Annotated in this window: 21 protein-coding genes and 1 tRNA gene; 18 read left to right on the plus strand and 4 right to left on the minus strand. The window is 34.5% G+C overall.

The annotated features are described in order from the left end of the window. Positions 1 to 165 precede the first annotated feature (165 nt). The 3 genes from AW729_RS01705 to AW729_RS01715 all read left to right on the plus strand — a co-directional run bounded on the left by AW729_RS01705 (position 166) and on the right by AW729_RS01715 (position 6,361). On the plus strand, positions 166 to 1,896 hold the full coding sequence (locus AW729_RS01705) for an Eco57I restriction-modification methylase domain-containing protein (protein WP_112123458.1): 1,731 nt from the start codon (positions 166 to 168) through the stop codon (positions 1,894 to 1,896). A 74-nt stretch (positions 1,897 to 1,970) separates the two neighbouring features. After that, positions 1,971 to 5,069, plus strand: coding sequence for a helicase-related protein (locus AW729_RS01710; RefSeq protein WP_112123459.1), 3,099 nt, complete (start codon positions 1,971 to 1,973; stop codon positions 5,067 to 5,069). A gap of 2 nt (positions 5,070 to 5,071) precedes the next feature. Continuing rightward, complete coding sequence (locus tag AW729_RS01715; RefSeq protein ID WP_112123460.1) at positions 5,072 to 6,361, plus strand: hypothetical protein; 1,290 nt, start codon at positions 5,072 to 5,074, stop codon at positions 6,359 to 6,361. A 167-nt stretch (positions 6,362 to 6,528) separates the two neighbouring features. Here AW729_RS01715 and AW729_RS01720 read toward each other — a convergent pair whose 3' ends face one another. Then, on the minus strand, positions 6,529 to 9,750 hold the full coding sequence (locus tag AW729_RS01720; RefSeq protein ID WP_112123461.1) for a C1 family peptidase: 3,222 nt from the start codon (positions 9,748 to 9,750) through the stop codon (positions 6,529 to 6,531). 164 nt (positions 9,751 to 9,914) lie between these two features. On the opposite strand from AW729_RS01720, the gene nudC reads away from it, so the two are divergent. The 15 genes from nudC to rpsB all read left to right on the plus strand — a co-directional run bounded on the left by nudC (position 9,915) and on the right by rpsB (position 18,754). Next, a complete protein-coding gene (gene nudC, locus AW729_RS01725; protein WP_112123462.1) occupies positions 9,915 to 10,724 on the plus strand; it encodes an NAD(+) diphosphatase in 810 nt (269 codons plus the stop codon). 121 nt (positions 10,725 to 10,845) lie between these two features. Then, positions 10,846 to 11,811: an RNA-guided pseudouridylation complex pseudouridine synthase subunit Cbf5 gene (locus AW729_RS01730; RefSeq protein WP_112123463.1), complete on the plus strand. Its 966-nt coding sequence runs from the start codon at positions 10,846 to 10,848 to the stop codon at positions 11,809 to 11,811. Positions 11,812 to 12,132: 321 nt separating this feature from the next. Then, a tRNA-Ser gene (locus AW729_RS01735) sits at positions 12,133 to 12,216 on the plus strand. 321 nt (positions 12,217 to 12,537) lie between these two features. After that, on the plus strand, positions 12,538 to 12,990 hold the full coding sequence (locus tag AW729_RS01740; RefSeq protein ID WP_112123464.1) for a 30S ribosomal protein S13: 453 nt from the start codon (positions 12,538 to 12,540) through the stop codon (positions 12,988 to 12,990). 28 nt (positions 12,991 to 13,018) lie between these two features. Further along, positions 13,019 to 13,558, plus strand: coding sequence for a 30S ribosomal protein S4 (locus AW729_RS01745; RefSeq protein WP_112123465.1), 540 nt, complete (start codon positions 13,019 to 13,021; stop codon positions 13,556 to 13,558). Between the two features lie 41 nt (positions 13,559 to 13,599). Then, positions 13,600 to 13,992 carry a 30S ribosomal protein S11 gene (locus AW729_RS01750; protein ID WP_112123466.1) on the plus strand — a complete coding sequence of 131 codons (393 nt, stop codon included), beginning with the start codon at positions 13,600 to 13,602 and terminating at the stop codon, positions 13,990 to 13,992. A gap of 23 nt (positions 13,993 to 14,015) precedes the next feature. Next, the gene (locus tag AW729_RS01755; RefSeq protein WP_112123467.1) at positions 14,016 to 14,816 is read left to right on the plus strand and encodes a DNA-directed RNA polymerase subunit D; all 801 of its coding nucleotides are present in this window, start codon (positions 14,016 to 14,018) and stop codon (positions 14,814 to 14,816) included. A gap of 5 nt (positions 14,817 to 14,821) precedes the next feature. Next, complete coding sequence (locus AW729_RS01760; RefSeq protein WP_112123468.1) at positions 14,822 to 15,181, plus strand: 50S ribosomal protein L18e; 360 nt, start codon at positions 14,822 to 14,824, stop codon at positions 15,179 to 15,181. Positions 15,182 to 15,191: 10 nt separating this feature from the next. Beyond that, positions 15,192 to 15,620 (plus strand): 50S ribosomal protein L13, encoded by a 429-nt coding sequence (locus AW729_RS01765; RefSeq protein ID WP_112123469.1) that lies wholly within the window; start codon positions 15,192 to 15,194, stop codon positions 15,618 to 15,620. A gap of 22 nt (positions 15,621 to 15,642) precedes the next feature. Then, a complete protein-coding gene (locus tag AW729_RS01770; RefSeq protein ID WP_112123470.1) occupies positions 15,643 to 16,044 on the plus strand; it encodes a 30S ribosomal protein S9 in 402 nt (133 codons plus the stop codon). A gap of 4 nt (positions 16,045 to 16,048) precedes the next feature. Then, positions 16,049 to 16,216 carry a DNA-directed RNA polymerase subunit N gene (locus tag AW729_RS01775; protein ID WP_112123471.1) on the plus strand — a complete coding sequence of 56 codons (168 nt, stop codon included), beginning with the start codon at positions 16,049 to 16,051 and terminating at the stop codon, positions 16,214 to 16,216. 140 nt (positions 16,217 to 16,356) lie between these two features. After that, positions 16,357 to 16,542, plus strand: a complete 186-nt coding sequence (locus AW729_RS01780) for a DNA-directed RNA polymerase subunit K (protein ID WP_112123472.1) — start codon at positions 16,357 to 16,359, stop codon at positions 16,540 to 16,542. A 119-nt stretch (positions 16,543 to 16,661) separates the two neighbouring features. Beyond that, entirely contained in the window at positions 16,662 to 17,906 is a 1,245-nt protein-coding gene (eno, locus tag AW729_RS01785; RefSeq protein ID WP_112123473.1) for a phosphopyruvate hydratase, read from the plus strand. Positions 17,907 to 17,917: 11 nt separating this feature from the next. Continuing rightward, the gene (locus tag AW729_RS01790) at positions 17,918 to 18,103 is read left to right on the plus strand and encodes a 4Fe-4S binding protein (RefSeq protein ID WP_112123474.1); all 186 of its coding nucleotides are present in this window, start codon (positions 17,918 to 17,920) and stop codon (positions 18,101 to 18,103) included. A 54-nt stretch (positions 18,104 to 18,157) separates the two neighbouring features. Continuing rightward, the gene (rpsB, locus tag AW729_RS01795) at positions 18,158 to 18,754 is read left to right on the plus strand and encodes a 30S ribosomal protein S2 (RefSeq protein ID WP_112123475.1); all 597 of its coding nucleotides are present in this window, start codon (positions 18,158 to 18,160) and stop codon (positions 18,752 to 18,754) included. 136 nt (positions 18,755 to 18,890) lie between these two features. Here the strand turns inward: rpsB and AW729_RS01800 are convergent, their stop codons facing one another. The 3 genes from AW729_RS01800 to AW729_RS01810 all read right to left on the minus strand — a co-directional run bounded on the left by AW729_RS01800 (position 18,891) and on the right by AW729_RS01810 (position 21,164). Beyond that, a complete protein-coding gene (locus AW729_RS01800) occupies positions 18,891 to 19,730 on the minus strand; it encodes an MEMO1 family protein (RefSeq protein WP_112123476.1) in 840 nt (279 codons plus the stop codon). A gap of 80 nt (positions 19,731 to 19,810) precedes the next feature. Next, positions 19,811 to 20,359, minus strand: coding sequence for a manganese efflux pump MntP family protein (locus AW729_RS01805; RefSeq protein ID WP_112123477.1), 549 nt, complete (start codon positions 20,357 to 20,359; stop codon positions 19,811 to 19,813). Positions 20,360 to 20,528: 169 nt separating this feature from the next. Beyond that, positions 20,529 to 21,164: a DUF2225 domain-containing protein gene (locus AW729_RS01810; protein ID WP_112123478.1), complete on the minus strand. Its 636-nt coding sequence runs from the start codon at positions 21,162 to 21,164 to the stop codon at positions 20,529 to 20,531. Between the last annotated feature and the right edge of the window lie 383 nt (positions 21,165 to 21,547).

Raw genomic sequence — 21,547 nt, forward strand, 5'->3', positions numbered from 1 at the left:
CTCCCTTTAAATGAATTTCTTTACATTTATTATTATGATGTTCATCAATAAAATTATTTTTATAGTTTCTTGCTCAGTCATTAAATAATATATTTCATTTAAAAGATTTGAAATGAAATGCATTTATCAAAATTTTGATTAATGAATAAATATATAAGTATAAGCATGAATCTTAATGAACTGACATATAACACATTTTCAATTGATGACTATGAACGTTTCTTATTGGAAGTATTCAACGTTAACCTGGCCAGTAGGGAGGATGTTTTATATCTGATTGATGATAGTTATCAGTCAAAGATAAATAGCCTCTATTACTATGGCAGCTACATGGATGATGAGTTTAATGATATTGAATTATATGTCATCAGATTAAGAAATATTGATGATTACAGACTACTGGAGGATGTCATATACAATTTATTGTCACTCAATCAGACAAATCATGCATATATAACCGTCTATGCTGATGGCAGTGACAGATGGTTTTATTCATATCTGTATCTGGAGTATGTTGTTGAGGATAACAAGCTTGTTAACCGTAAGTCTAGGATTGACGACTTTATTCATTGGTGCGGATTTATATCCAGTGAAAATCTACTATCTGATTTCTTGTCTATTAAAATATCGGATGATAAGTTAAGGGGACTGCTGAAAAATAAGCATGAATCCCAATTGATACTGTCATTAAATGATATTATAGAAAAACTCGACGCTTATCAGGAAAATACTACGGGTGAGTTTGACTCATACCAGTTGGTTATAAGACTCTTACTTGGCATAATCAACAAATCCCCTCCCAGGGGTGCATTGGCAAGAAAGGTCTATGACAGGATAGTGGATGTTCAAAAGTCAACCGATGAGACAATCGACGTCAACACCATATATGAATTTTACAACTATCTGAACAGTCAGGAATCTATTTCAAAAAGCCATGTAAAATCTGTCTGTGAGGATACATTAATCGAGTACTTGACAAGAAACACCCTCATTTCCAGGGAGGATATTATTGCTTATGTCAAGTATGCCTACGACAATAGAAAATTGATACACAAACATATAGGTGAGGCCATCCGTAATGGGGGAAGAGCATATACTAACATGAAAGTGCCGTTATCGGTAATCTATAATATAGATTCGATAAGCACTTTACTTGATGAAATACAGATACTTGATTTTTCAATCAATTCATCAATCACCATAAACACGTTAATCTACATATTAACCAAGCTCAAATACGTAAACCGGGTAATGCAGGGATATTTCAATCCAAGTATGGATGAATTATTCAACCGCACCATAAAGGACAATGTTCACATGATTACACTCAACAAGCAGTCAATCACAACTGCAAAGACATTGCTAAATGATGACATAAACATCCATTATACCGATGCGTTGAATCTATATCCGGAATACCCCTACATTATAAGTCAGCTGGATAATGTGAATCCTGGCATGACAAAATCCGAGTCAATAAACGAAATAGTCACAAAGTATAATAAAACACACATGCACAGCAAGATGAACATGTACTTTGAAGATAACTTCAAACAAAAACACGGATATAAACCATTGATATACCAACTTGACTTTAAGCAGGTATTTGCAGACAATCATAAATTCGACATAATCATATCAAACATAGAACATGTAACTCTAACCGGTAAAAAGGATATGAAAAAACAACTCAACAGATACTCACTATATGACAACAATCAAAGATATGAATACTACTATATAGAAAAGGCATTGGATATAATAGACGATAATGGAGTAATATCCCTAATAATATCCGATGACTATAAAAGCGATGATGATAAAAGGGTATGCAAGCTATTAAGAAAGCATACCATACTGCAAACGGACAATCAAAAATTAATATATGCCAAATGATAATCAAAAAATAAGGATGACCGTGAAAAAAAAAACACTAACATGAACAAAAAAAAATATGGGAGAAAACAGACATGTCAAACTCAAAACTTGTAATAGATGAATATTCAAGCAACCTAAAGGAAAAAATCAATGGACTTTTAAGCTATACAGACCTGTTTGATTGTATGATTGGATACTTCTATGTGACAGGTTTTTCAAAATACGTCTATAACCTCAATGCTACAGACAAAATAAGAATACTCATAGGAACAGGACTCAAGGATGAATACAGGATACTAAACAACAACGGATTCAAACAGCTCTCATCCAAACAGATCAAACATAACCTAAGGGAAAATATAAAAAAGGAATTTGAAAACTCCGACAACACCTATGAAATAGAAACGGCGGTAAAGGAATTTCTTACATGGCTTGATGAGGATAAAATCGAAATAAGAGTATACAACAAGAGAATACTATCGCCAAAGATGTACATCCTAAGCCTTGATAATGGACAGGGCCGTGTAATAACAGGCTCCACCAACATAACAAACACAAAAGAGGAAGACTTCGAGGTGAATGTTGAACTGACCAGCCATGAAGACTATACCCGCAGCCTCGAGAAATTCAACCATTTATGGGATAACGCAATCGACGTCAAGGACGAATACACAGATACCATAAACAACCACACATGGATAAACGATGACATAACACCATATGAGCTATACCTGAAATTTCTCTACGAATACTTCTATGAACAAATCGATACCGACCAGATAGACTTCGATGAAAGTGCACATCCAGCCAACTTCAAGATGCTTGAATACCAAAAGCACGCCGTAATCCAGGCAAAGGATATCATCAACCAGCACGGCGGCGTATTTTTATCAGACGTGGTGGGACTGGGAAAAACATATATGGGAGCACTATTATTAAAGCAGCTAAGGGGAAAAAGCATAATCATAGCACCACCCACACTGGTAGACAAGTCAAACCCCGGAGGATGGGAACAGGTACTCAAGGACTTTGACGTCAACTATTACTGCCAGTCACGTGGAAAACTCGAGGATATACTTGATAACTTCGATAAAAGCGAGTATAATAATGTATTGATAGACGAGTCACACTACTTCAGAAACGAAAACACACAAAGATATGAACTGTTGCATAAAATCTGTGAAAACAAGAACGTAATACTGATATCCGCAACACCATACAATAACTCACCGAGTGACATCCTGGCACAGATAAAGCTATTTCAAAACTCACATGACTCAACCATACCCAATGTAAGAGATATAGAGCATTACTTCAGCCTAATCAGAAGAAGACTGGATAAGTATGACATGCAGACAGACAGGGAGGAATATGAAGCCGAAAACAAGAGGGTAACCAAGCAAATCAGGGAAGACATACTCAAGTACCTGATGGTCAGAAGAACAAGACATGACATTGACAAGTACTACAAGAAAGACCTTAAGAAGCATAGCCTGGAGTTTCCAGTTGTAAACGAGCCAATACTCAAATATTATTCATTCGATAAAAACCTGAGCAAAAAGTATGACAATACTCTAAAAATCATAACCGAAGAGCTAACCTACGCCAAGTACACTCCATTGTCCACAAAGTATCTCATCCACCCAGAAGACACACATGATGACGTGTCAATGGGCGGATTTATCAAGGCATTACTGTTTAAAAGGCTTGAAAGCAGTCTTTATGCATTCAACAAGTCCATAGATAACTGTATAAGAACACATAAACAGACAATCGACACCCTGAAGGATATGAATGTATATTACATATCAAATAATTACAACAAGAACATCTATCAGATGATAGAAAATGAGGATCTAGACCAGATAGAGGATAACATAAACAAGGGAAATATCAGACAGATACACATCGAGGAGTTTTCAAACCAATTTTTAAGAGATCTTCAATCAGACTATGAATCATTCAAAAAAATCAGGAATATATGGAGGGACGTTGATGACTATCCGAAAGAACAGCTTTTGATAAATCTCTTAAACAAGCAATTGAAAAACAGGAAGATAATAATATTCACCGAGTTTGTAGATACCGCAAACTATCTGTATAATACAATCAAAGACAAGTGTACCGAGAAGGTACTGATGTTTACTGGTAAATCATCAAGACGTCACCAGCAAAAGGTAATCGATAACTTTGACGCCAACAAGTCAAAGAATAAACAGCATAACGACTATAACATACTCATATCAACAGATGTGCTTAGCCATGGAGTAAACCTGCACAGATCAAACATCATCATAAACTATGACATACCATGGAATCCTACAAGAATCATGCAGAGAATAGGAAGGGTTCAGAGGCTTGGAACAGAATTCGATGACATAAACATATACAATTTCTTCCCCGTAGATGAGATTGAAAACACCATAAACCTGAAGCAAACCGCCCAGAACAAGATAAACGCCTTCATACAGCTGTTAGGTACCGATGCAAAGTATCTGACCAATGAACAGATAAAGACACATGATCTGTTCAAGAAAATCAACGAGGACATGTATGATGATGAGGGGGATAATCAACTGCAGTATCTCATGCAAATACGTCAGATAAGGGATGAGGAACCTGAACTGTATGAACGGATAAAAAAGATTGCACCGAAGACCAAGATATCAAGAAAATCTGATAGGTATGAACTGATAACACTCATGAAATCCGACAACCTGAAAAGCATCATACGATCAACCAAGACTAGTGTTGATGAAATAGACTTCTTTGAGGCGATAAGTTATCTGAAGGCCCAGCCAAGTGAAGTGGGGATGAGTACTAACATAGACTACTATGAACTTTTGGATAAGGCATATGATGAGTTTACAAAACAAATACATAAAAAGACCATAGTACGACCTACAAGAAATGAACTTAAACTACAGGAATACATTAAATTTGCACTTCAGGACAAATCACTCACGACAAACAAGCAAATAGACCTGCTTGACGTGTTGAATGTGATAAAGCAGGGAAAACTCACAAAAAAAGAGGTCAGCACAATAAAAAACAATATTGAAAACAACAATATCACCACCGAGAACATCATAAGGGAAGTTGAAAAAATAGATACCACAAAAAGTAATGAAAATAAGTACACCTACACAGACAAGCAGATAGTATTATCCGAGTACTTCAGGGATGATTAGATATGAACTGTCAGATATGTAACAAAGAGTCAAAAGACAAGTACTGTGATGAATGCAAGCACATAAGATGTGTCTACACAATACATAAGTTAAGCGAAAAGATATCATTAAACGAGAAATTCAATACAAACACGCTGATAATAAAAAAGCTTAAGAATATAGAAAGATATGACCTGGAACTACTCACCGATAATGGCATATTAACCAGGGACAGATTAAACAACTATCAATGGGCAGGTATTGAATCCATAAATCAATACCTTGACAAATATGACAAGTCCGGTAAAAAGATTACAATAAAGGATGATAAAAAAGATGTGATACCATCACTGGATAAGGTAGTCCTGTTTTTGGAAAAAAACTATAATATTACAGATACCTTCGATATCGATAAGCTTTCAGGTCAGTTAAGTACAAGTAAAAATCAGACAAAAAAGATAATAGAAAAGCTGGCGGCCCAAAATCTTATAAAAAAATCATTCTATGGAAACTACAAGCTAAACTATCATCAAATCATAAAGTATAAACAATCACAGAATATACAGGAAGATAAGATAAAGACCTTATCCGGCCTTAAGGAAGTATCACAGGATAAAAAATCAACGACCACGATTACAGGTAAAAAAAGCAGCACAAAAGGTAAGAAAACTACTAAAAAAACGGGAAATAAAAAATCCATAAAAAAATCGGACAACAGGAATAAATCAGGACAAAAAAACCGCAGTGATTCAAAGAATAAGGTCATATCCATGGTGGAATTATCCAAGGAGAATAATTTAATCCCGACTATCAGAGACTTCATCAACAGTCAGCTGATAATACTGCCACATAATATAGCAGATAATGATTTGACACTGGATGAATTGTATCATGAATTTAGGGATTATACAAGTAATGATATTCAACGTGAAGACTTCGACAAATACTTCCACAGGATAATAAACACATATCCTCATATAAGACATAAGAATCTTGATGATACTGTAAAGTACAACATTAAAAGCAGAAAGACTCCAAGGATAATAATGGATAATCTGCAGAAAAACAATCAGAAATTCAGATACAACAGCCACAGCCGCATCCGGCTTAAGGACAATACGCTTGAAGTTGATACGTACATCCATGGGGATGAACTGGCACAGTTATATAATCTGATAATATATACCCAGGAAAACATAACTGATTATCGATACAGTCTAAAGGATGATATGATACATGTTGAAATAACATATGATTTAACTGATGAGAATCCCGACTTATGGCTTAAGTTTTTAAAGTCATACAACCTATAATATCCATATAATATATTTGAAATGTTAAAAGTGCATATGATTAATTAATGATTCTCATCAAAAATTTATAAAAAATAGTATAGGGATAGTTTTAAATAAAACATCCCTTGCAGATTGACTCTCATTAATGAGGTGGGTATGAGTACTTTCCAAACAAAATATCCTATTTAACCTTTTATAACTTTCAACGTGGTATTTGCTTCAATCCTATCATACTCCCCACTGATTAATACTGCCGTAATGGTATAGGTTTTAGCCTTCAGATACTCTGGAATAGTATAATAGATGCTAGCAACGTTATCTGTTATGTCACCATAGACTACCTTGCCGTTGTCGTCCTTGATTGTTTTACCGTTTAGCTTAAAGAGTACCTTTCCATTATTGATTGCATCATCATAGGTAATGGTAGCTTCCAGTCTTATGGTTGAACCAGTAGCAGAATCGGTTAATGGAGTAATGCTTATCTCTGGATTTTTCTTAGGGATAACTATGGTCATGCTATTGTTGGCCGTCTGGTAATTGGATGAACCTGAGTATGTTGCAGAAACAATCAGGCTTTTAGTGTTGTTATCCTTTAATACATAATTGATTGATGCCACGTTATCGGTAACCTTGATATAGATTACCTTACCGTTGTCGTCCTTGATTGTTTTACCGTTAACCTTGAAGACAATCTTTCCGGTATTTATCCGACTTGAATCTTCATCTTTTAGTTCCGCCTTTAACAGGATATTGTCATCAGATATCTCATATGATAACAGTATGTCACACTCTTTTTTCGCAGTAGTTACGATTTTTACCGTAATGCTTTGCTCCAACGGACCATAGCCCTCCTGATAGTATACTGCTGTAATGTTGTTTAATCCCACCGGAAGTGCCTTCTTGATGATTGCACACCCATTGATTATATCGGCAGTTATTTCTTCACCTGCTATTATGAATGACACATTGCCTTCACTAATATTGTTTCCATATTGATCAAATACGTGAGCCGTTATTTCACACGGATTTTTGTTGTTGGCTGTCAGGTTCAATGACGCCTTCACGTTCTGTGTAAACGCTTTTACCGATGCCACCTGTGATGAATATGTATGGCCGGGATATGTTCCCTTAAGCTCATATAAGTCATACCATGTAATTCCATCAAGACTTACAAATGAAACGTCTTCGCCGTATAATAACTTTTTAAGACTGAAAATCTCCGAAATCGGAATTCCCACATCCTCGATGGTTGTAATCTTAAACATTACCTCTAATACATCATCCTTGTGTAATAATACCTTATCATCAAGATATATCGTATGGTATCCCATAGGACTTACAGCTTCTTTGACAATCTTCAATTCATTGTTTACAAATACAGATAGGGTATAATTTGTTTCCTCGTTGAAGCTGGTAGATACGGCTTCAAGATATTCATCGGATCTGATTGTGTATTTGTTCTTATACCATGCCGTCTTGTTTGGATAATAGAAGTAATCAGTTATACCGCTAATATCATATTGATAACTGTTGTCAAGGACTACCTCATCATTAAACGAGAAGGTGTATATATCGTTTCCGATTGCATGATATAAATCATAGTATGACACGTAATAATATCCGTCCATACCTGAATTTGTTCCCCAACTGTTTTTAATAATCCATGCCCCGTCACCGCCAGGAGTGAACCGGAAGTTATTTCGGGAGTAGTTATCATCCCATCCTACAATACATATTGCATGGTTAACGTTGGTATTGCGATTACAGTAGTAGTTTCCATCCATTTCAAGTCCATGTTCCCATGCAATTGTAGTACCTACACAGCCATAGGTCATCAGGGCCTTTTTGATATTGTCATTATCAGTGTAATTCTTTCTTGTAATCTTTATAATATCCTGTATGTGGAATGAACTGTTCAATACCGGTGATAAGATTGAATACGCTCTGTATCTGTCCTCTTCTTCCATAACAGGACCTAGCCAGCCGGTCAGGTATCCCAGTGACATGCCGTTGTTTCCACCTCCATTGACTTCAAAACTCCAGCCGTAATCGGAGTATTGAGCCATGATATTTTTCATGTTCTCTTCGGAAAAATCATATGTGATATTCGTCGCCTTAAGAAGGCATGACTCGAGTGTGGCAATGGTTGCAAAGGCCCAACAGTTGCCGTCAGGTCCCTGATCTTTAACCGGTGTCACATAACCTAGCTGTCTTAAGTCAAATGAATCGGGCAATGTATCGTTAAATGTATAGTTAAATGATACAGGGGTATAATTTCCGTTGGCAATAAACATGTTAGGCTTATCCAGTTCATACACATCAGATGATGTATGGTCAATGAATGTATTGTCCTCAATCAAATTGCCTGTTGAATTGCAGCTGACGGTATAAATCACGGCATCTGCACTATTGTTTCTGAAGGTATTGTTATAGATTCTTGACGGATTTGCCTCATCAATATACAATGCTGAACCTACACCGGCATTATTGTATTCGAATATGCTGCCCTCTACCTTTATGCTACCATAGATTGAATAAAGTGATCCTCCATAGTATTTTGCACTGTTGTTTCTGAATGTTACGTTGCTTAATTGTGTTGTAGTTGTTAATGATGCTATTGCACCGCCGATGTTATTTGAATGATTATCCGTAAATAACGTATTGGATATGTTAAGCAAACTGTTTCTTGCCAGTATGCCGGCTCCATCTAATCCGGAACATCCATCAAACAATGAATTGTTGATGTAAAGTCTGGTATTGTCGGCATATATTGCCCCGCCAACTTCATTGCTGCAGTTGATAAATGAAACATTATCCAGGTTCATGTTATTGCTCTGGGAATTGATGTACTTTGACGTATCCCTGAATACGCTATTGTTGATGTACAGGCTTCCCGTATTTTTAATTGCACAGTTGGCCAACGTCAGATTACATATCTTTAAGTTGCTGTTAACATTATTCAATGTACTGTCCATGATGACCGCGTCAATGGATTGACCGATAAATGTAATGTTTTTAACGGTCAATGCTGAATTCAACTTATATTCACCATCCGCCAGGTGGATATTGTTATTATTACCTATTCTCTGAGTGGTTAACATTTTATAGGGGTTTTGTCTTGAACCGTTACCATTGTCATGGGCAAGTGACGAATCAAAGTACAGGTCATTTTGATTCGATTCATCCGTTAGTGTGGATTCAATTGAAATGCCAACTGCAGGTTTATCCTCATCAACCACTTCATGAGATACTATTTTGTTTGAATCAACATAATTGGATTCAATATTATCCTGACTTTCAATCAATGAATTATCATATATGCTTTCACCATCACTCGTGGCCATACAAAATGGTAGGAGCAATAGGAAAAACAATAATAAAATCATTATTCTTTCAATTTTAAACATAATAGCACAGCCTATTATTTTATTAGTATTATTTTTATATATTAATGATTAGTTATATGTTTATTTTAGGATTTATATCCTATTATTATTAATACTATGATAATACTTTTAATTATCACGGCAATCAAATAAATTAAAAAATGATAAGGAAGATATATATTATTATGATAGAAGAATCCCTATACAAATATTATGACATTGACTTTAAAAGCGATTACTCATCCACGGGTGAGGCATACTACTTTATATTCAATAACGATAGACAGTTATACCTTAATGAAGAAGATAACCTGGGTCTATTAAATGATGAGGATGTCAAGGAATTTGACTTTGACTTCAAGTTTTATATAGGTAAGTTTATGGACGAGGACTGCTATGTATGTAATGTTGACTTGGAAGATGATAAATTTCACACCTTATTTGAGGTATATGACTTGAATCACCCATTGTACCTGATGAGTGCAAGGGCTGTACTTGTCAGGGATTGGTATATCAGTCACAGATACTGTGGAAGATGCGGATCAAAAAATGAAGTTGATAGAAAGGATATGATGATGAAATGTCCCGAATGCGGTCAGGTACATTACTCCAGAATCGCACCGGCCATAATAGTGGCAATATCCAAGGATGATAGGCTTCTCATGGCAAGACACAGCTATCATGAGAAAATCAGATATGCATTGATAGCGGGATTTGTCGAAGCCGGTGAAAGTATAGAGGAAGCGGTTGTAAGGGAAGTACATGAAGAAGTGGGCATCAACATCAAAAACGTAAAGTACATGAGAAGTCAGTCATGGCCATTTCCCAATTCACTTATGCTGGGCTTTACCGCAGAGTATGACAGCGGCCAGATAGAAGTTGACGGTGATGAAATACTTAAGGCGAAATGGTTTAAAAAGGATGAAATCATAGCATACGACTCAGACATCAGCATATCTGCATGGCTGGTTGAAAACTTCATCAGAACCCATTAATGTTATAATTATCAGATAAATATTTCTTTAATCACAACCAAATAACACTAAAATAATACATATGTATAAAAATTACCGATTACAAATATAATATAGTATAAATATGGGATATGATTATCTTATGAATGACTATGAATATAACTGTGAATGTGATACTGACTATAACTATGGCTGCAGGCCAGAGGAAAGAAGTATAACAGAACATATCGACAAGGGCATCTTCAACATCGATAAGCCGGCCGGTCCAACTTCTCATGAGGTGGACTTGTGGGTTAAGAATATCATGGATGTTGAAAAGACAGGTCATGGCGGAACACTTGATCCAAAGGTTACCGGTGTGCTTCCTGTAGCGTTAAATCAGGCAACAAGGGCATTGTCATTACTGTTGCTTCTTCCGAAGGAATATGTATGTCTTATGCATATACATAAGCCAACACAGCCAGAGGACATCATAAGTGTATTCAATGAATTTACGGGTAAGATTTATCAGATGCCGCCTGTCAAGTCTGCCGTTAAAAGGCAGCTGAGGGTACGTAGTATATATGATGTTGAAATACTTGAAATTGAAAATAATCAGGACGTACTCTTCAGGGTTAAATGTGAAAGCGGTACATATATACGTAAGTACTGTCATGACATTGGTGAAGTGCTGGGCTGTGGAGCACACATGGCCGAGTTACGCCGTACCGTAAGCGGTACATTTACTGAGAATGACTCATTGACGACCCTGCAGGATGTGACTGACGCATATTATTTCTATAAAAACTGTGGTGATGAGCATATATTGCGTGAATTGATTCATCCAATGGAGTATACGACGAAGAACCTTAAAAAAATCTACGTTAAGGACTCCGCCGTTGATGCAATTTGTCATGGTGCCAACTTGGCTAGTAGTGGTATCGTCAAGTTGAATAAGGACATTAATAAAAATAATACTATTTGCCTGATGACTCTTAAGGATGAACTTCTTGCAATAGGTGAATCATTATATTCGGCTGATGAAATATTGTCATCAACTACGAAATATGTGGTTAAAATCCAAAAGGTTTTTATACTACCTAAAACATATCCTAAAATGTGGAAGTAATAACATAGGAAAAAAATAATAAAAAATATTTTTTTTAATATATTATTCTTCAAACAAATACATAAGATTTTTTTATTAACTGTAGAACCTGTTAATCTTCGAGTTAATGGGCGAGGTCTAATATTTAGATGTTGTTTCAATAAACGGAATAATGTCGTATTTTTGCATAGATTAGCTTTGGCTATGTAAAATTTTTCATGAAATTATATAGTAGTGATATTGCTCTCTCAAATTCTATGGTTAATAGTATTTGGAGAATTATATTAAGAATGTAGATATTATTATTTAATCTACAAGGATAATTAAAGCATTTTAATAAATGCCGAGATAGTCTAGCTTGGTAAGGCGCAAGACTGGAAATCTTGTGGGCATCCGCCCTCCTGGGTTCAAATCCCAGTCTCGGCGCTTATAATTATCTTTTAGATAAATATCTTAAAAAAAATAATTTCATTTAAAAAAAATTACTTTTTTTGAACAATTATTTATTATTTTAAATCAACAAACTAAAACAAAAGGTTATTGTTTTTACTAGATTATTCAGAATTAGATTTAACAATATTAAATAATAATTTTTTAAGATTCTAAAAATGATTATAAAATTCAAAGCTTATTTTTCCTATTATTTATGTTATACATGTTATGACATATGATAGAATTACTTCAAAACACATTAGAATAATCTAGCTTTTTTATATAATAAACAAAATTCAAATATGGAGAATTTATATGGCTGAACAAGAATTTAAACATATGGTTCGTATAACTCGTAAAGACGTTGACGGAAACAAAACAATAGTTACAGCTTTAACTGAAATCAAAGGAGTCGGAAAAGCATTTGCACTTGCAATATGTAAAGTACTCGACCTAAATCAAGAAGATCAAATAGGTTACATTGATGAAGATTCAGTTAACAAAATCGAGGAAGTTATTGAAAACCCACAGGAATTCGGAATTCCTGAATGGTTATTAAACAGAAGACTCGATTATGAAACTGGCGAAACTAAACACTTAATTGAATCAGATTTAAACATGACATTACGTGATGATTTAAACAGAATGAAAAAGATTAGAAGTTACAAAGGTAAAAGACACGAAGTTGGTCTTCCAGTACGTGGTCAAAGAACTAAATCTACATTTAGACATGGTTCATCTGTCGGTGTAAGTAGATCAAGAGGATAAATAAATTAAATATTAAGGAGAGTTGATTATGGGACATCCAAAAAAACCACGAAAACAATATGACACTCCATCACACCCATGGAATGCAGACCGTATTAAAGAAGAAAACAGATTAGCAGCAAAATACGGATTAAAAAACAAAAAAGAAATCTGGAAAGCAGACTCTAAAGTAAAAAGATTCAGAAGAGATGCTCGTATTCTATTAGGTATGGATCCAGAAGAAGCTAAAGTTGAAACAGAACAATTATTAAACCATCTTGTAAGAACAGGTATCTTATCACCTAACGCTAAACTTGAAGAAGTATTAGACTTAAACGTAGAAGATGTTCTAAGAAGAAGATTACAAAGTTTAGTACACAAAAGAGGTTTAAGTAGTACAGCTGCTGAAGCAAGACAATTTGTTGTACATGGTCACATTACATTAAACGGTAAAAAAATCAATGCACCTGGACACATTGTTGACAAAGCAGATGAAGAAAATATAGGCTTCTACCCAGGTTCACCTGTTGCTAAGGAAATAAACAGCGAAGAAAATACTGAAGAATCAGTTGAAGAAGTAGAAGAATAAACCTACAATGTAGATGAATATAAATAATTATAGGTGATAATATGGCAGAAAAAGAGAAATGGGGTGTAGCTCACGTTTACTCATCTTTTAACAACACTATAATAACTGTAACCGACATAACCGGTGCTGAAACAATTACCCAATGGTCTGGTGGAAAAGTAGTTAGATCAGACAGACAAGAATCATCACCATTTGCTGCTATGGAAGCAGCTAACCGTGTTGCAGATGATATTAAAGAAAAAGGAATTGCTGGACTTCACATAAAAGTACGAGCTTCTGGAGGAAATGGTCCTAGAACACCTGGACCTGGTGCTCAAGCAACAATAAGGGCATTAGCAAGAGCTGGTATTAAAATTGGTAAAATTGAAGATGTAACTCCTATACCTCACGATGGTACTGGTAGACCTGGTGGTAAAAGAGGTAGAAGAGTATAAGTATTTTATAAAAGGGTCATAGTATGAATATAGAAATTGTAGAAAAGGATAATGAAAAAGCCGTATTTATAATAGATGGTGTAGATGATACATTTATAAATACAATCAGAAGAATATGCCTTGTGGAAATTCCTACACTTGCAATTGAAGATGTTAACATATTCAAAAATGATGCTAAAATGTTTGATGAAGTATTAGCACATAGGCTTGGATTAATACCATTAACAACTGACTTGGAATCATATGTCATGCCTTCAGAGTGTGACTGTGAATCAGGATGTTCCAGTTGTAAAGTGTCTTTTTTATTAAAAGAGAAAGGTCCTAAAATAGTATATTCAAAAGATCTAAAATCTGACGACCCAGCTGTACAACCAGTTTATGATACAATACCAATAGTAAAACTTCAGGAAAATGAAGAAGTAGAACTAGAAGCTATAGCAGAATTAGGTTTAGGATCCGAACATGCAAAATGGCAGGCAACTACAACCTGTGGTTACAGATACTATCCAAAGATAGAAATTGACAATGAAAAATGTAACGACTTGGAATCATATGTTGAAGAATGTCCTAGAGGCGTATTACAAGTGGAAGACGATGAACTTGTAGCTAAAAATGAATTCAACTGTTCTACATGCAGAACATGTCAAAGATTATCTGAAAAAGATGACAATGCAATAGTGGTTGATTTTGTAGAGGGCAAATATGTTTTCAACATGGAAACAGACGGATCATTAACACCTGAGACAATTCTTACAATAGCTTGTGATATACTATCAGAAAAAGCAGATAAACTCATAAATTTTGTTATGAATGAGGAGGAATAAGTAAAATGAAACTTACAAAAACTAACCCAAATACTTTAAATTTAATTGAATCCCTCACCAAACAATCATCTGCAGAAGATGCTCCTATATGGAAAGCTGTTGCTAACGAGCTCAAAAAAGCTAATAGAAAAACAAAAGAAGTAAATCTATACCATATAGAAAAATATTCTGAAAACGATGAAACAGTACTTGTACCTACAAAAGTTTTAGGTGAAGGACAAATAACAAAAAGCATTACCGTAGCAGCATTCAAATTTTCTAACGAAGCAGTAAATAAAATTACAGCTGCTGGTGGAAAATGCTTAACAATCGATGAATTAATGGCAGAAAATCCTAAAGGATCTAATGTAAAAATCTTAAAATAGGTGAATGATAATGGTAACTATAATAGACGCTCAAGGACTCGTACTAGGTAGACTTGCAAGTACAGTTAGTAAAAGACTCTTAAACGGAGAAGAAATCACTATCATTAATGCTGAAAAAATCATCATATCTGGTAATAAGGATTTTATCTACGCTAGATACAAACAAAGAGTAGATAGAGCAAGTATTTCAAACCCTAGAGACTTAGGTCCTAAATACCCACGTAGACCAGATGATATCTTCAGAAGAACTGTTAGAGGAATGATTCCTTACAGAAAAGCACACGGAAGAGCAGCATATAAAAACTTAAAAGTCAATGTTGGAGTTCCTAAAGAATTAGAAGGACAAGAAGTAGAAGTTGTTGAAAAAGCACAACCTAAAAACATCCACAAGAGCATGGAATTAGGTACAGTTTCAAAATTATTAGGTGCTAAATTTTAAATAAAATAATGGTCGTGTAAATATGAGTAAAGTAGTACATACTAGTGGAAAAAGAAAAACAGCTATTGCTAGAGGTACTGTAAAAGAAGGTACTGGAAGAGTACGTGTAAACCGTAAACCGGTAGAATTATACAGCCCTGAATTAGCAAGATTAAAAATTCAAGAACCATTAGAATTAGCAGGAGATGTAGCAGAATCTGTAGATATCAACATAAGAGTTGTTGGTGGAGGAGTAATGGCACAAGCTGAAGCTGCTCGTATGGTAATTGCTAAAGGTTTAGTAGAATTTACCAGTGATGTAAAACTCAAAGATAAATATGTTCAATATGACAGAACAATGTTAGTTGGAGATCCTCGTCGTTCAGAACCTAAAAAATACGGTGGTCCTGGAGCCAGAGCAAAAAACCAAAAAAGTTACAGGTAGGCTTATGTTACTCGTAAGATGTTTTTCATGCGGAAAAGTTATATCAGCAAGTTATGATGAATTCAAGGAACGGACCCAGAAGGGAGAAGATCCTGGAGACGTTCTGGATGATTTGGGAATTCACAAATATTGTTGTAGGAGAATGTTCATTTCACACATTGATGTATGGTAATGAATATCGTAAACTAATTTGGAGCTAAATATAGTAGTTAAACTATTAATCTCTCCTTCTTCTATATCTTATTTAAGATATTTGAGGATTTTAGTTTTAATGGAAAATTAGTATAAATTATATCAGGAAAGTAGATTAAAATGCAATCTAGAAAAGATACAAGATTCGAAAAAGCTAGATTAATTGGTTCACGTGCATTACAGATATCAATGGGTGCAACACCATTAGTTGATTTTGACGTTAATGAAGATTCAATTAAAATAGCTATACGAGAATATGAGGAAGGAGTACTTCCATTGGATGCAGTAGTTATTCAGAATGACTAATTTACAGCAGAATATTCTGAGTATAGAAGATGACTTTCTTATTTATACACTTATAGGATATAAAAACATAGCCCTTTAATCGAACAACTATTTCTACATTTTAAGAAGAGGTGTTTTTTATGGATAGTGTAATCGAAGACGTAAGATTAAGAAAAATTATAGATAGTAGAGGAAATCCAACAGTTGAAGCTGATGTGTTGACATGGAACGGATTTGGACGTGCAGCAGCACCTAGTGGAGCAAGTACAGGAATTAACGAAGTAGCATCATTCCCTGAAGGTGGAGTAGATCAGGTTATTAATGAAGTCGAAGATCTAATTTCATCCGAAATTATAGGAATGGAAGCAGAAGACCTAAGAGAAATAGACAACGTATTAAAAGAAATTGATGGAACAGATAATTTTTCAACAATTGGTGGAAATACAGCAGTTGCAGTTTCAATGGCTACAGCAAAAGCCGGAGCATCAAGTTACAACCTCCCATTATATAAGTTCTTGGGTGGAATAATGCCTACATCAATCCCATTCCCATTGGGAAATATGATTAACGGTGGAGCACATGCAGGTAAGAATGCACCTGATATACAGGAATTCTTAGTTATTCCTGTAGGGGCAAGTAACATAACAGAAGCCATAACCACTAACATCAAGGTTCACAGAAAAATCAAATCCAAAATACAAGAAAAGGATGATACATTTACCGGTGGAAAAGGAGACGAAGGTGGATGGGCACCTAACTTAACCAACGAGGAAGCTCTTGAAATACAAACCTCATCATGTGAAGAAGTTAGTGATGAAACAGGAGTACTTGTAAGGCCAGGTTTAGATGTTGCTTCAAGTGAATTCTGGAATGAAGAAGAACAAAAATATGTATATGAAAGAGAAGGTGTATCTAGATCTATAGAAGAACAGATAGATTACATCGCAGATTTAGTGGATACATATAAATTCTTCTATGTAGAAGATCCAATTCAAGAAAATGATTTTGAAGCATTTGCTGAATTAACCAAAAAATCAGGTAAAGACTGTTTAATATGTGGAGATGACTTATTTGTAACAAATGCCAAAATACTGGCTGAAGGTATTAAGGCTAATGCAGGTAACTCACTTATCATTAAACCAAATCAGATTGGTACTTTAACTGATACCTACAACACTATTCAATTAGCAAAATCTAATAACTATGTACCAGTTGTTTCACACAGATCTGGAGAAACTACTGATGAAACTATTGCACATTTAGCTGTAGCTTTCCAGGCACCAGTTATTAAGACTGGAGCTGCAGGTGGAGAAAGAATAGCTAAACTTAATGAGTTAGTCAGAATCGAAGAGGAATTATCCAATCCGCAAATGGCAGAATTATAATTGGAGTTTATATGAACATTAATATTAATTATGATGATTGTATAGGATATGGATGTCTGGAATGCCTTGACATATGTCCAAAGACGGTATTTGATATAGAGGATAAACAGTTGATTGTCAAAGCCGACAGCAGTTGCTGTGGATGTAGGGTGTGTATGGATGTCTGTCCAACAAGTGCAATCCTTATTGAATATTAATCATATACTATTTAAAAAAAACGGTAATATTATATAAAAATAAGAGGTAAAAACATGTCAGAATTATTAATACCTTTAGATAAGTACCTTGCAGCAGGTTTACATATAGGTACTCAACAAAAAACCAAAGATATGGAAAAATACATATACAGAGTAAGAGCAGACGGACTTCATGTTTTAGATGTTAAAAGCAGTAATGATAAAATAATTGTAGCTGCTAAATTATTATCAAAATATGACCCTGATGACATTCTCGTAGTATCAACAAGACAATACGGTCAGGCACCTGTTAAAAAATTCGGTGAATTAACAGGTACAAAAACCATACCAGGTAGATTCATACCAGGTACATTAACTAATCCTAATTATTCTAAATTCATAGAACCAAAAGTATTAGTTGTAACCGATCCAAGATCAGACTCACAGGCAGTTGTCGAAGCAAGACAAAACGGTATTCCTGTAGTAGCATTATGTGATACAGAAAACCTTTTAAGCAATGTTGATATAGCTATACCTGTAAACAACAAAGGTAGAAAAGCTATTGCTTTAGTATACTGGTTACTTGCTAGACAAGTGTTAAGAAACAGAGGAGTCTTATCAAGTGATGAAGAATTTGATGTAGAATCTACTGATTTCGAATTAAAAATATAATTAAAATAAGTGGATAAGAAGATATTGCATCTTCTTTAATATTTATTTCTTTTTTTCAAATTTATTTTGAATATTTAACCTTCCCATTTTGAATGGATTATTACGATACTTTTTTTGTTGATTGTTTGGTGTTTGTTTATCTTATCATTGCAGATGTATAACCAACAACACTGTCATAGTCGCCCGATACATCTCCACTATTGGAGTATTTGAGTATATATGATTTTTTTGCACCGATTAGTTTTGAGTACTCTATGGCGGTTATCGTCGGCCCGTAGCCGCACATTGTTATGTCATATTCCACAATCTGTTTAAACAACTCATCACTGTCCATGTTTTCAATGGCCTTCATTACCTTGCTATCGTAGAATTTGGCAGTATCAGCATCCTCGTAGTGGGTCAGGTCGGTACTTGCTATGATGATGATTTTTCTGTCCAGTTGTTTTGATGCTTCATGGATGCTTCGTGCCAGGTCTTTACATAGTTGTGGATGCTGGTATTTTATGATTATTGGAACTATCTTAAAATCTTGATTTTTTCTATTTGCAATATATTGAAGGAAGGGTAATTCTACTTCAATGCTATGTTCACGAATGTGGGCTGATTCATCAAGTGTGCAATTTAAGTCAACTTCATTCAATTTATTGATAAATTCAACATCAACATCTATATCACCCAGTGGTGTATTCCACTTTTTGCTAGTTGAGAGTGATAACCTATCCCCGATACCAGTATGATTAGGCCCGATAATGACGAACGTCTCAGGCAAATCATCCTTGGCTAATTCATTGAATGCATAACAAGCCGTTCTGCCTGAGTAAACATAACCCGCATGGGGAACAACTATTGATTTGATGGTAGCCTCATCGCTTATACTTTCATCATTTATGCTATCTATCATGGATTCAATATTTCTTGTCAATAAACTTTCATCAGATTCATAAAACAATCCTGCAACACATGTCTGTCTAATCATAAAAATCACCGTTAACGATATTATTATAATATATAGCAATACATTTAAAAAATTTTTCACCAAAAAAAAGTAGTAGGATGTTAAAATCCTAACAAAATCTTTATACCAATTAATATCAGTATTACTCCACCAAGTATTAAAAACTTATCTCCAAAGTAATCTCCCAGTTTTCTGCCAATCAATATGCCTGCAATACTAAACAGGAATGCAACAACACCAATGACAGTACAAGGTATTAAAATATTGGTATTAAGCAGTGCAAATGTAATGCCCACTGCAAATGCATCAATACTGGTAGCTATGGCAAGAAGAGTAACCTCCTTGAATGAAAACTCGTCACTGATATCCTCATCGTCACCTTGAATGCTTTCTCTAATCATATTTACTCCAATAATCAAAAGAAGTATGAAAGCTATCCATGGGGCAACGCTTGTTACAAATGCCGTAATTGTTTCACCGGCAAAATATCCTATAACCGGCATGAATGCCTGAAATACACCAAAGAATAATCCGTAATATAACATTTGGCTGGTATTCATATCCTTCTGGGTAAAGCCCTTAGTCAATGAAACGCTAAAGGCATCCATGGCAAGTGCCACCGCTATTAAAAATACTGATAGAAATTCCATAATACAACCTGTTTTAATTATGAGTATATTTATGTTATCATATCATATTAAAAATTATTATAAAAAGTCAGTATAAGTTAGAATGGATTGAATTGCAGTATATGATTTATTCTATGATATGAAAGAAAAAGTCCATCTTTTTCAAAAAAAGTAAAATTTAAAAGTTTTATCATACATCATCAAGGCTATAACATTCACTATCCTTTTGACGTGCTTTTTCAACCTGAAATCTGATAATACTATTCAATTGGGAATCATCCAATGATAAATCATTATATTCTTCAATCAGCCGGTCAAATTCACCGCTGCGTCTAAGAAGGTCTGCTTTCATTACTTTTAAATCAATAGAATCAATTTCATACGATTCGATTATATTGTCAGTCAATTTTACAGCTGTCTTTCTTGCAAGCTTTGAATTTTCATCATCCCAAGCATCATCACATGCCCATGCACAGTGTAGTATTGCAAAAAATGCATCCACATCATTCCCTTTTTTTCTTTCAATCAAGTACTGCTTATAAAACAGATTTGCAATATTGGATTTGAATTCTATACCATCACATGTCCTATATTTATCAGTCTTTAAGAAATCATCATCTATTATTAGTTCTTTATCAACTCTACTGGCTACATATCCACAGTGGGGACATTCATTAATCCACATGCCTATTGTTGATCTAAACATTTCTGATGGTCTGGTGTCCAAATCGTTATGTCCAAATTGATTACTGCTCATTATTATTCTTTGTGTTGTCATATTATTGCATACGGAGCATTTAACATCAATTTCATTTATTGTTGTCATATTTATCACCTATCAATTAATTATTGATTTGATAATCATTTAATTTATAATTGTTAAAGTATTTTCTTTTAGCACTACAGATACCAACCTTGAGGATAATAAGTATGGGTAGGTAAGAATGTATGTGGGGGTGCTTTTGAATAGATATTCTATCAGATATTAGCATTTATTGTCGTTTTAAATCCTATATTCCCATTGAATCCTTGACATAGTTCTTAATTGTTTTTTATATTCTCTAGTCTTTGGGAATATTAAAAAAGATTTATCGGTCTTTAAAAATGTAAATATTTCACGATAATGAATCTTGGATAATATTTGGTATTATTTTAGAGAAATATTTCCTATAGAAAAATTTTAATAATATTTAAACCATAGATATTATT

Source organism: Methanosphaera sp. BMS (assembly GCF_003268005.1).
Taxonomy (GTDB): Archaea; Methanobacteriota; Methanobacteria; order Methanobacteriales; family Methanobacteriaceae; genus Methanosphaera.

What these genes read in the sequence shown, in the direction of transcription:
- AW729_RS01705 (WP_112123458.1), top strand. Translation starts at nt 166, where the DNA reads ATGAATCTTAATGAACTGACATATAACACATTTTCAATTGATGACTAT.
- AW729_RS01710 (WP_112123459.1), top strand. Translation starts at nt 1,971, where the DNA reads ATGTCAAACTCAAAACTTGTAATAGATGAATATTCAAGCAACCTAAAG.
- AW729_RS01715 (WP_112123460.1), top strand. Translation starts at nt 5,072, where the DNA reads ATGAACTGTCAGATATGTAACAAAGAGTCAAAAGACAAGTACTGTGAT.
- AW729_RS01720 (WP_112123461.1), bottom strand. Translation starts at nt 9,750, where the DNA reads ATGTTTAAAATTGAAAGAATAATGATTTTATTATTGTTTTTCCTATTG.
- nudC (WP_112123462.1), top strand. Translation starts at nt 9,915, where the DNA reads ATGATAGAAGAATCCCTATACAAATATTATGACATTGACTTTAAAAGC.
- AW729_RS01730 (WP_112123463.1), top strand. Translation starts at nt 10,846, where the DNA reads ATGAATGACTATGAATATAACTGTGAATGTGATACTGACTATAACTAT.
- AW729_RS01740 (WP_112123464.1), top strand. Translation starts at nt 12,538, where the DNA reads ATGGCTGAACAAGAATTTAAACATATGGTTCGTATAACTCGTAAAGAC.
- AW729_RS01745 (WP_112123465.1), top strand. Translation starts at nt 13,019, where the DNA reads ATGGGACATCCAAAAAAACCACGAAAACAATATGACACTCCATCACAC.
- AW729_RS01750 (WP_112123466.1), top strand. Translation starts at nt 13,600, where the DNA reads ATGGCAGAAAAAGAGAAATGGGGTGTAGCTCACGTTTACTCATCTTTT.
- AW729_RS01755 (WP_112123467.1), top strand. Translation starts at nt 14,016, where the DNA reads ATGAATATAGAAATTGTAGAAAAGGATAATGAAAAAGCCGTATTTATA.
- AW729_RS01760 (WP_112123468.1), top strand. Translation starts at nt 14,822, where the DNA reads ATGAAACTTACAAAAACTAACCCAAATACTTTAAATTTAATTGAATCC.
- AW729_RS01765 (WP_112123469.1), top strand. Translation starts at nt 15,192, where the DNA reads ATGGTAACTATAATAGACGCTCAAGGACTCGTACTAGGTAGACTTGCA.
- AW729_RS01770 (WP_112123470.1), top strand. Translation starts at nt 15,643, where the DNA reads ATGAGTAAAGTAGTACATACTAGTGGAAAAAGAAAAACAGCTATTGCT.
- AW729_RS01775 (WP_112123471.1), top strand. Translation starts at nt 16,049, where the DNA reads ATGTTACTCGTAAGATGTTTTTCATGCGGAAAAGTTATATCAGCAAGT.
- AW729_RS01780 (WP_112123472.1), top strand. Translation starts at nt 16,357, where the DNA reads ATGCAATCTAGAAAAGATACAAGATTCGAAAAAGCTAGATTAATTGGT.
- eno (WP_112123473.1), top strand. Translation starts at nt 16,662, where the DNA reads ATGGATAGTGTAATCGAAGACGTAAGATTAAGAAAAATTATAGATAGT.
- AW729_RS01790 (WP_112123474.1), top strand. Translation starts at nt 17,918, where the DNA reads ATGAACATTAATATTAATTATGATGATTGTATAGGATATGGATGTCTG.
- rpsB (WP_112123475.1), top strand. Translation starts at nt 18,158, where the DNA reads ATGTCAGAATTATTAATACCTTTAGATAAGTACCTTGCAGCAGGTTTA.
- AW729_RS01800 (WP_112123476.1), bottom strand. Translation starts at nt 19,730, where the DNA reads ATGATTAGACAGACATGTGTTGCAGGATTGTTTTATGAATCTGATGAA.
- AW729_RS01805 (WP_112123477.1), bottom strand. Translation starts at nt 20,359, where the DNA reads ATGGAATTTCTATCAGTATTTTTAATAGCGGTGGCACTTGCCATGGAT.
- AW729_RS01810 (WP_112123478.1), bottom strand. Translation starts at nt 21,164, where the DNA reads ATGACAACAATAAATGAAATTGATGTTAAATGCTCCGTATGCAATAAT.